Source organism: Streptomyces sp. NPDC004647 (assembly GCF_040609575.1).
Lineage (GTDB): Bacteria > Actinomycetota > Actinomycetes > Streptomycetales > Streptomycetaceae > Streptomyces.
This window is the reverse complement of sequence record NZ_JBEXKU010000010.1, coordinates 114,573-124,358: the sequence shown is the minus strand read 5'-3', so window position 1 is coordinate 124,358 and position 9,786 is coordinate 114,573. Positions and strand designations below refer to the sequence as shown.

Here is a 9,786-nt window from a genome sequence, read left to right as displayed (position 1 = left end):
CTCCGAGGGTGGGGAACCGATGACCGAGCCATCTACCACGGCCGCGCCTGTTGGCAGCATGATGGCGCTGATTCGCGCTATGCGCGCAGGAGAGATGGCGTTCCCATCGACGTAGAGTCCTGAGAAGGATTCCGCGGCAACCGTTGTTGCTACTTCCTCTGCGTTGGCCGGCGGGCAGAGGCTGAGGATGACATCGCACCGCTGGGACATCTCTGAAAGGTCGCGCACTGCCGTGAGGCCGTACCGTAGCGCCCTCTCCTTGCTCGCTTCGCTGCGTCCTTCAGGGCACCAAAGAACCTCTGCCCCCGTGCGCTTGGCCTGAGCGGCGACGGCTGCACCCATGCTTCCCGGGTGGAGGATGCCGAGTGTCGTCATCCGACCAGCTTTCGGATATCGCGTACCTCGGCAACCGCTCCGGTCGTGACGGCTTCATGGATTGCGCGCGCTGTCTCTGCGGGAGCGAGATGCTGCGTCTCGATGACGAGAGTCCACGGCTCGTTCGCATGGTCCAAGAGGTCTTGTCGGGTCTCATTCCAGACCTTGAGCCGCGCATCCACGTCCTTGTCTCCGCGCCCCTTGCAGCGCGCCTCTGTGACGTCGAGAGGGCACCAAAGGAGAACCTTCACCCAGTGGATAGGGAAGGCTCCAACTGCGCTCGCGCGGAGCCTCAGCCCACCGAGCCCGCATGGGAGGAGCCGATCCCGCTGAATGGGCGGCGCGAACTGCCGGCCTTCCCCGCACACGTCCTCCCCGGCTGGCTGGCGCAGTTCGTGACGGCGGTCGCGGAAGAGACCCAGACACCGATCGACCTGCCCGCCTCCATCGCGCTGTCCGTTCTGGCGGCAGCGGCCGGCGGGCGCGCGGTCGTCCACGTGCGGGCAACTGGCGTGAGCCCACCAACCTCTACGTGGTGTGCGCGCTGCCCCCGGCCAACCGCAAGTCCGCGGTGTTCGCGCTGCTGACCGATCCGCTGTACGAAGCGGAGAAGCAGCTCAAGACGACCATGGCCCCGGCGATCGTGGAAGCGGCGATGACCGCACGGCTGGCCAAGGAGGCAGCCGACAAGGCCGCAGCCAAGGCCGTGAACGCCGACGGCGGCAAGCGCGAAGAACTCGTAGCCGAGGCCATCGGGCTGGCGCAGACCCGAATCGGTGTCCGTACCGGTCGAACCGCTGCTACTCGCGGACGACTCCACCTCCGAGACAGTCACCTCGCTCATCGCAGAGCAAGGCGGGCGGCTCGCGGTCATGTCGGCCGAGGGCGGCATCTTCGACATCATCGCCGGACGCTACTCCGGTGCCCCGAACATGGAGGTGTTCCTCAAAGGGCATGCCGGAGACCGGTTGCGGGTCAACCGACAGACCCGCCGCGAGTACATCGACCACCCGGCGCTGACCATCGGACTGGCCGTGCAGCCGGACGTTCTGCGGGACATCGCCAAGGTCAAAGGATTCGACGGGCGGGGCCTACTGGCCCGCTTCCTGTACTCCATGCCCCGGTCCCTGGTCGGGGAGCGAGAGGTCATCACCGACGCGATCCCCGAAGAGAGCGCAGCCGTCTACGAGCGCAACATCCTCGCGCTCACCCTCTGGCTTGCCGAGTGGACTGACCCCGCAGTCATCCAGCTCAGCCCCGAAGCGGACAAGGCCCTGATTGCCTATCAGCAGCGGGTGGAACCACAGCTCGCAGCCCGGGGCGGCGCGCTGGGGCACATCGCCAACTGGGCCGGGAAGCTCGCCGGGGCCGTAGCCCGCATTGCTGCTCTGCTGCATCTGGCAGAGCACCTCGATTGCGGGCACACCAAGCCGGTCACCGAGGCCACCATGCGCGCGGCGATCACGCTGGGGGAGTACTTCACCGCTCACGCCCTCGGGGTCTTCGATGTCATGGGAGCGGACCCGACGGCTGAGCGCGAGGCCGCGAAAGCTGCGAACGACCATGAAGCCAAGGTCAGGCAGGTTGGCTGGCGCGACCCGAACGCCGGGAAGGAGACCTTCGGCGAGTACGTGAACCGCTGGTACGAGGCGCAGGACCTGGCTGCGTCCACCATGCAGAACTACAAGCGGCACATCGAGGAGCACCTCCTCCCCGAGTTCGAGGCGAAAGCCATCGCCGACATCCAGTCCACGGACATCGGTGCCTGGGAGAAGAAGGAGAGGGCGCTCTACGCAGCGTCCAGCGTGAAGACCTGGCGCGGCACGCTGCATCTCATCCTGGCTGCTGCCGTGGATGAGGGACTCCGGGTTGTCAACCCCGCAACCAAGCGGCGGGGCCGGGGCAAGCGCGCCGGGCGCTCTCGAAACCGAGGCCCCGAAAAGGTGGTGACCGACGCCCTCGGCATCCTGCTCGTTGCCGAGCGGACCTCGCTGCTGTCCGGCCGCGACGACGAGTTCGTTGCGACGGTCCTGAAGGGCTACACCGGTATGCGCTGGGTGAAATCGTCGGCTTGGAGACCGAGTTTGTACGCCCCGCGTCGGTGCGGGTGGAATGGCAGCTCTACGAGCTGGACACGGGTGAGTTGCATCGCTGCCCGCCCAAGGACGACTCGTACCGGACCGTTGACACCCCTGCGTGGCTGTCCGGCCTGGTCGCTGGTCAGATCACGCGGACCAAGCCGAAGCCCTGCCAGTGTCACGGACTCACGCACGTGTTCCGTGGCCTCGGCCTGGCCAACGGCGCGGCCCGGCAAGTGGGCGCGAAGCTGGTCGACGTCGCCCGCCGCGCTGGCGTCTCCACGGGAACGGTCTCGAACGTGCTGAACCGGCCGGCCTCCGTCGCGGAGCCGACGCGCATCAGAGTCGAGAGCGCCATTGAGGAACTCGGCTATGCCCGCGACGGCTCATCGGGGGAGACCGCTGCGCACTGGCGCCGGACTGGATTCGCGACCTGGTTGTTTCAGCCCGCTGCGACGGGCTGGTATCCGAAGAAGGCGCCGCAAGAGGCACGGCCCGTGCCCGTGCTGGCCGCCTCATGACCCGGTGTCCCGGCACGGGGGAGAGTGGCACATGCGCGGGCAGACGCATGCTGGGTGCCAATCGCGAAGGGGCTGACGCCTCACGGGCTGCGTCACACGGCCAAGACGCGGATGGAGGGGTTCCGCACTCCGCCGAAGCTCATGGATGAGCGCATGGGGCACATCGACGGATCGGTGCAGGCGCGGTACTCGCACATCACTCGGCAGATGCGCGAGGAGCTGAGGGCGAACCTCACCGCCGAGTGGGAGATAGCACTCGACGCTCGGCTGGCGATGTGTCCCACGTCTCCGGTGGCCGTGCTCAACGACCTCTTGCAGGAGCGTCTGAGAGCACTTCGGTAGGCGAACTCTGGGGAGTGGATTTCCTTGATCCACTCCCCAGGTACTCCCCAGGCACTCAGAAAAACACATCAGGCCCGGTCTCCGATGAAGAAGACCGGGCCTGACCTGTTGTTTCTTCAGTCGGGGTGGCGGGATTTGAACCCACGACCTCTTCGTCCCGAACGAAGCGCGCTGCCAAGCTGCGCTACACCCCGAAGCAACGAGGACTACTCTAGCGGACCCTCCCCCGCAGGCGAAATCCGGTTATCAGGCCTGCCCAGGTGAGGAGCTCAGTCGCACGCCGTCAGCGTCAGCAGCGTCGCCTCCGGGGGGCAGGCGAAGCGGAGCGGGGTGTAGCGGTTCGTGCCGCAGCCTGCTGAGACGTGGAGGAAGGAGGTCTGGCCCTGCGCGCTGTACGTCGACAGCCCCTTCACCCGCCCGGTGTCGAGGTCGCAGTTGGTGACCAGCGCACCGTAGAAGGGGACACAGAGCTGGCCGCCGTGGGTGTGCCCGGCGAGGATCAGCGGGTAGCGGTCGGCGGTGAAGGCGTCGAGAACCCGTAGATACGGGGCATGGACGAGGCCCAGCGACAGGTCGGCGCCTTCCTCGGGGCCGCCCGCGACCCGCGCGTACCGATCCCGCTTGATGTGCGGGTCGTCGAGGCCGGTGAGGGCGATCTCGAGGCCGCAGTCGAGCTTGAGACGGCCGCGGCTGTTGCTCAGGCCGACCCAGCCTGCCGCGTCGAAGGCGTCCCGCATGCCCTCCCACGGGTTGCGCTCCACACCGATCGCGGGGTCGTACTTGCCGTTCAGACCGTGCTGGCCGCAGGCCTTCTCCAGGAGGTAGCGCCCGGGGTTGCGCAGCTTCGGCGCGTAGTAGTCGTTCGAGCCGAAGACATACGCCCCGGGGAACTCCATCAGCGGGCCGAGCGCGTCCAGGACCTCCGGGACGCCCTCCTTGTCGGAGAGGTTGTCACCCGTGTTGACGACGAAGTCGGGGCGCAGCCCGGCCAGCGACTGCAGCCAGCGCTTCTTCTTGCGCTGCCCGGTGACCATGTGGATGTCCGCGACCTGGAGCACCCGCAGCGGCCGCATCCCCCGCGGCAGCACGGGCACGGTGACCCGACGGAGCCGGAAGGAGCGGACTTCGAAGCCGGCGGCGTAGCCGATACCGGCCGCGCCGACTGCCGTGATTCCCAGGGGTACTGCGTATCGCGCGCGCATGCATCCCATCGTTGCACGCGTCCGGCGCCGGGGAATGCGGTGGGCGCCGCATACCGCCTCCTGGCAGACTCGACCGCATGACCACGCTCAAGTCCAAGCTCAAGGACGATCTCACCGCCGCCATCAAGGCGCGCGACGAGCTGCGCTCCTCCACCCTCCGGCTCACCCTCTCCGCGATCACCAACGAGGAGGTCGCGGGCAAGACCGCTCGCGAGCTCTCCGATGACGAGGTGCAGAAGGTGATCACCCGCGAGGCGAAGAAGCGCCGGGAGGCGGCGGAGGCGTTCGCGCAGGGCGGCCGGGCGGAGCAGGCGGAGCGGGAGCGGGCCGAGGGCGAGGTGCTCGCCGAGTATCTGCCGAAGCAGCTGTCGGACGAGGAGCTGGGCGCGATTGTCGCTGACGCCGTGCAGGAGGCGTCGGCCGGCGGCGCCGAGGGGCCCCGGGCGATGGGGGCGGTCATGAAGATCGTGAACCCTAAGGTCGCGGGGCGGGCCGAGGGCGGCCGGGTGGCCGCCGAGGTCAAGCGCCTGCTCGCCGGCTGACGGGCCGCGGGGCGGAGCCGTAGTACGAAGCGGCCGCTGGAAAGCCTAGGAAACGCTCGCCACGAGCCGTACGAGACGCTTGCCACAAGCCGTACGAGACGCTTGCCACGAGCCGTGCGGAGCGGCCGCTGCCAGCAGTGCGGAGGGGCCCGGACCACACGCATGGTCCGGGCCCCTCCGCACTGCACGCACAGGTCTGTCACGCCTGCCCGGCCGGGCTCCTAAGGCTTCCGGCCGCCCCGTCCTCCGCCGTTGTTGTCGAAGCCCCCGTCCCAGCCCCCGTCAGCGCCGCCGATGAGGTTCGGCGGGATGGAGATGTCGGGCCAGGGGGTTCCTCCGTCAGCGCCGCTGTCCCCGTCCCCGCGGTCGTGTCCGCCCTTGTCCTTGTCGGGCCGTTCCTTGCGCGGGTCCGCGATGGGCACCGTCGGCAGGCCGGGAGCGGGCTTCCCCTGGAGCGCGCCGCCCATCGCGTCGCGCCAGATGGGCCCGGGAACACCGCCACCGAAGACCTTGGGGTAGTACCGGCCGCCGATGCTGATGTTCTCCATCGGCACCTTCGTGGTCGGGCTGCCGACCCACACCGCGCCCGCGAGGTTGGGCGTGTAGCCGACGAACCAGGCGGCGACCCTGTTGTCCGTCGTACCGGTCTTGCCCGCGCTGTCCCGCCCGGAGAGCCCCGCCTGCTTGCCGGTACCGTCCTCGACCACACCGCGCAGCAGGGTGTTCATGGTGCTGGCGGTCTTCTCCGACATCACCTTCTTGCAGCGGGTCTTCGGCACCTCGAGCTTCCTGCCCTCCGCGTCCTCGACCGAGTCGATGGCGACCGGGGTGCAGTACTCGCCGCGGTTGGCGAAGGTGGCGTACGCGTTCGCCATCGTCAGCGGCGAGATCGTGGCACTGCCGAGGGTCACCGAGGGCACCTGGGGCAGCTTCTCGCCATTGCCCATCCGGACGCCCATACTCCGCGCCAGATCGGTCACCGGGCAGACGCCGATGTCGCTGATCATCTGCACGAAGTAGGTGTTGACCGACTTCGCGGTCGCCTCCTTCAGCGCGTACGGACCGGACTCGGACCGCAGCTCGTTGCTGACCGTGGACCCTTCGTCGTTGACCCAGGTGCCGTTGCAGGTCTGGACGGGGCTCGGATACTCCATCTTGTACGGGGCCGGGTAGCTCTTGGACGTCGGCAGTCCCTGGTCCACGGCAGCCGCGGCCGTGAAGGGCTTGAAGGTCGACCCGACCTGGAAGCCGTAGTTCGAGCCGCCCATCTTCTTCTCCACCGACAGATTGATCTGTGTCTCGTGGTCACCGAACCCGTAGGGCCGGCTCTGCCCCATGCCCCTGATCCTGCCGGTGCCCGGCTCGATGAGCGATACGGCGGTGGCGACCTTGTCGCTCTGTTTGACGTGGGTGCTGATGGAGTCCTGTACCGACTTCTGCGCCTGCGGCTCAAGGGTCGTACGGATGGTCAGGCCGCCCTGGTTCCAGCGCTTGGACCGCTCCTTCCTGGTCTTGCCGAAGACCGGGTCCTGGAGGAAGACCTCCCTGACGTAGTCGCAGAAGAATCCGGAGCCGCTGGTGGCGGTGATGCAGCCGTTCCTGGGTTTGCTCATGTCCAGGCCGAGCGGCTTCTCCTTCGCCGCGTCGGCCCGCGCCTGCGGGACATCTCCGAGGTCGGCCATGCGCTGCAACACGGAGTTGCGGCGCTTGGTGGCCTCGTGCTCGTCGTTGGCGGGGTCGTAGCGGCTGGGCGACTGGACGATCCCGGCGAGCAGCGCGGCCTGCTCCAGCTTCAGGTCCTTGGCGGAGGTGCTGAAGTAGCGCTGGGCAGCGGCCTCGACGCCGTACGCCTGCTGCCCGAAGAAGGTGATGTTGAGGTAGTTCTCGAGGATCTTCCGCTTCCCGAGTTCCTCCTCCACCTGGATCGCGTACTTCAGTTCCTTGATCTTGCGGCCGATCGTCTGCTGGGTGGCCTGCGCGACCTTGTCCGGGTCGTCACCCGCCTCCTCGACGAAGACGTTCTTCACGTACTGCTGGGTGAGGGTCGAGGCGCCCTGGGAGACCCCCCCGTTCTGCGCGTTCTTGTTCATCGCCCGCAGAATGCCCTTGAGGTCGATCGCGCCGTGCTCGTAGAAGCGGGCGTCCTCGATCGCGACGATCGCCTTCCGCATGTACGGCGAGATGTCCTTGAGGTCGACGACGGTGCGGTCGCGCGAGAAGACGGACGCGATCCGGCCGCCCTCGGTGTCGAGGATCGTGGTCTTCTGGCTGAGCGGCGGCCGCTTGAGGTTGGCCGGGATCTCGTCGAACCCCTCCACCGACCCCTTGGCCGTGAGCCCGAGCGCTCCGGCGGCGGGCAGTGCGATGCCCGCCAGCACGGCTCCTGAGAGCACGCTGACGCCGAGGAACTTGGCTGCCTGCTGCGTTGTGGTCAGACCGCCGCCCGAAGCCTTCTTAGCCATGGAGGCAGCCTAGACCGTCCCCCGGCCGGGGCCACGGCACGGTCCGCCCTCGACTCGGGAGCCCGGCACAGGCCGGCGGCCTGTCCGAGCGGCCACCTCGGCCTTCCACGAGCCGGACCGTCCAGGTTCTCATTCGCCGGACAGGCGTACATCCCTTGGCCTAAGCTGTTCCCAACAGTTACGGCGATGCGCATCCGCAGACACCTCCTCCCCTCCCCCCGGTGTGGAGTTTTGCCCGGATTAACGCCTTGTGTCATCTGACGTCCGCTGTGGCATCACGCAACCCTCCCGATGTGTCGGGAACGTCGTGAATGCCCTCACCTCACTCCGTTGGGTGATCTGCCGCGTACGCATAGTCCGTTCGGGCCATCCAAGATTGGGCCCGCAGGGGGTGTTGCGCCCTGCCTGCCTTCCGTAACGTCCTCAACTGGCAACGGTGAATATGCCGCTGCCGCCGTGGGGGAGCCTCGATTCGGGAGAGGACGGCACCAGCATGAGCAGCTGGGTTACCGACTGGAGCACGCTGGCGGCGTGCCGCACGACTGATCCGGACGAGCTTTTCGTCCAGGGGGCGGCCCAGAACCGGGCCAAGGCGGTGTGCACCGGCTGCCCGGTGCGTACCGAGTGCCTGGCGGACGCCCTCGACAACCGCGTCGAGTTCGGTGTGTGGGGGGGAATGACGGAGCGGGAGCGCCGGGCGCTGCTGCGCCGCCGTCCCACGGTCACCTCGTGGCGCAGGCTGCTGGAGACCGCGCGCACCGAGTACGAGCGGAGCGCGGGCATTCTGCCCCTGGAGATCGACGAGGAGGACTACGCGGCAGCGGGCTAGCCGGCCCGGTCGGCGACGACCCGGGGCGGTCTAGGCAGCTCCGGCCGGACAACCGGCCGCGAGCCGCTCCCCGATGGCTCGAAGTCCTGCGAGGTCGTGCACATCGCCGGGCAGCGCGGCCACTTCGGCCACGGGCACCTCCGGGTGCAGCGCCGTGAAGCGATCACGCATGCGCTCTTCGCGGGCTATCACCTGCATGCGTTCGACATGGAGCCGGAGCAGCCCGGCGGCGAGCGCTTCGGCTTGTTCGGGTTCGCTGTACGGGTCCACGGCGCCTGTGAGTGCGGATTTGCGCTCGACTGCGGGGGAGCCACTGTCGAGGCCGGCACCGGCACCGGAAGCGGAGCTGGAATCGGGGCTGTCGGGCGTACGAGAGCCAGCCTGCCCGCCGTCGCGATCCACAATGCGGCTCTCGTCAAGATTTTCTGCGGCGGCGAGCGCCCGCTCCGCACTGAGCCGCGCCGCGCCGCTGCCGTGCACCCGGTTCAGTACGAGCCCGGCCAGCGGCATGTCCTCGGCGGCCAGCCGATCGACGAAGTAGGCGGCCTCGCGCAGCGCGTCCCGCTCCGGTGCCGCCACCACCAAGAACGCCGTCCCCGGGGCCTGCAGCAGCCGGTACGTGGCGTCGGCCCGGGTGCGGAAGCCGCCGAACATGCTGTCCATCGCGGCCACGAAGGTCTGTACGTCGCGTAGCAGCTGTGCGCCCATCAGCTTGTTGAGCGTGCCCGTCATCATCGACATGCCGACATTGAGGAACTTCATCCCAGCCCGGCCGCCGATCTTCGCCGGCGCCATCAGCATCTTGATGAACTTCCCGTCCAGGAACGACCCGAGCCGCTTCGGCGCGTCCAGGAAGTCCAGCGCGGACCGGCTCGGCGGGGTGTCGACGATGATCAGGTCCCAGTCGTCGCGCGCCCGCAACTGGCCGAGCTTTTCCATGGCCATGTACTCCTGCGTGCCCGCGAAACCGGCCGAAAGCGACTGGTAAAAGGGGTTCTCCAGGATCGCGCGGGACCGCTCGGCATCGGCGTGACCTTCGACGATCTCGTCGAAGGTCCGCTTCATGTCGAGCATCATGGCGTGCAGTTCGCCGCCCGCCGCACCGTCGACGCCCTCGACCCGGCGCGGGGTGTTGTCGAGCGAGGCGATGCCCATCGACTGGGCCAGCCGCCGGGCCGGGTCGATCGTGAGGACGACGACCTTACGGCCGCGCTCGGCGGCCCGTACGCCCAGTGCTGCGGCGGTCGTCGTCTTGCCCACGCCGCCTGATCCGCAGCACACGATGATGCGCGTCTGCGGGTCGTCGAGCAGCGGATCGGCTTCCAGCCAGGGAGCCGTGTCCAGAGTCATGTGGTCGCCTCGCTCGTCCTGAAGTGTTCGGGTTTCAGGGTGTTGATGGGCGTTTCCCGGCCGCCCGGCCGTTCCCTGCTCCGCA

General features: G+C 68.3%; 6 protein-coding genes, 1 tRNA gene and 1 pseudogene. 3 read left to right on the top strand and 5 right to left on the bottom strand.

Going from position 1 to position 9,786, the window contains the following annotated elements:
• On the bottom strand, nt 1–375 hold a 375-nt coding region (locus tag ABZW18_RS07010; protein ID WP_356183176.1), incomplete at its 3' end, for an NAD(P)-binding domain-containing protein.
• Nucleotides 376–629: 254 nt separating this feature from the next.
• On the opposite strand from ABZW18_RS07010, the pseudogene ABZW18_RS07005 reads away from it, so the two are divergent.
• Nucleotides 630–3,316 (top strand): annotated as a pseudogene (locus tag ABZW18_RS07005) (DUF3987 domain-containing protein).
• A 120-nt stretch (nt 3,317–3,436) separates the two neighbouring features.
• Here ABZW18_RS07005 and ABZW18_RS07000 read toward each other — a convergent pair.
• Nucleotides 3,437–3,510 (bottom strand) — tRNA-Pro (locus ABZW18_RS07000).
• A 75-nt stretch (nt 3,511–3,585) separates the two neighbouring features.
• A complete protein-coding gene (locus tag ABZW18_RS06995; protein ID WP_356183173.1) occupies nt 3,586–4,518 on the bottom strand; it encodes a metallophosphoesterase in 933 nt (310 codons plus the stop codon).
• Between the two features lie 77 nt (nt 4,519–4,595).
• Between ABZW18_RS06995 and ABZW18_RS06990 the strand changes: the two genes are divergently transcribed.
• Nucleotides 4,596–5,060: a GatB/YqeY domain-containing protein gene (locus tag ABZW18_RS06990; protein WP_356183170.1), complete on the top strand. Its 465-nt coding sequence runs from the start codon at nt 4,596–4,598 to the stop codon at nt 5,058–5,060.
• 221 nt (nt 5,061–5,281) lie between these two features.
• Here the strand turns inward: ABZW18_RS06990 and ABZW18_RS06985 are convergent, their stop codons facing one another.
• Nucleotides 5,282–7,522, bottom strand: a complete 2,241-nt coding sequence (locus ABZW18_RS06985) for a transglycosylase domain-containing protein (RefSeq protein ID WP_356183167.1) — start codon at nt 7,520–7,522, stop codon at nt 5,282–5,284.
• Nucleotides 7,523–7,964: 442 nt separating this feature from the next.
• On the opposite strand from ABZW18_RS06985, the gene ABZW18_RS06980 reads away from it, so the two are divergent.
• Nucleotides 7,965–8,351, top strand: coding sequence for a WhiB family transcriptional regulator (locus ABZW18_RS06980; RefSeq protein ID WP_356183201.1), 387 nt, complete (start codon nt 7,965–7,967; stop codon nt 8,349–8,351).
• Between the two features lie 30 nt (nt 8,352–8,381).
• Here ABZW18_RS06980 and ABZW18_RS06975 read toward each other — a convergent pair whose 3' ends face one another.
• The gene (locus ABZW18_RS06975; protein ID WP_356183164.1) at nt 8,382–9,701 is read right to left on the bottom strand and encodes an ArsA family ATPase; all 1,320 of its coding nucleotides are present in this window, start codon (nt 9,699–9,701) and stop codon (nt 8,382–8,384) included.
• Nucleotides 9,702–9,786 lie beyond the last annotated feature (85 nt).

Excerpts from the sequence above, each read along its gene's own strand:
- ABZW18_RS06980 (WP_356183201.1), top strand. The coding sequence starts at position 7,965 with ATGCCGCTGCCGCCGTGGGGGAGCCTCGATTCGGGAGAGGACGGCACC.
- ABZW18_RS06995 (WP_356183173.1), bottom strand. The coding sequence starts at position 4,518 with ATGCGCGCGCGATACGCAGTACCCCTGGGAATCACGGCAGTCGGCGCG.
- ABZW18_RS06975 (WP_356183164.1), bottom strand. The coding sequence starts at position 9,701 with ATGACTCTGGACACGGCTCCCTGGCTGGAAGCCGATCCGCTGCTCGAC.
- ABZW18_RS06985 (WP_356183167.1), bottom strand. The coding sequence starts at position 7,522 with ATGGCTAAGAAGGCTTCGGGCGGCGGTCTGACCACAACGCAGCAGGCA.
- ABZW18_RS06990 (WP_356183170.1), top strand. The coding sequence starts at position 4,596 with ATGACCACGCTCAAGTCCAAGCTCAAGGACGATCTCACCGCCGCCATC.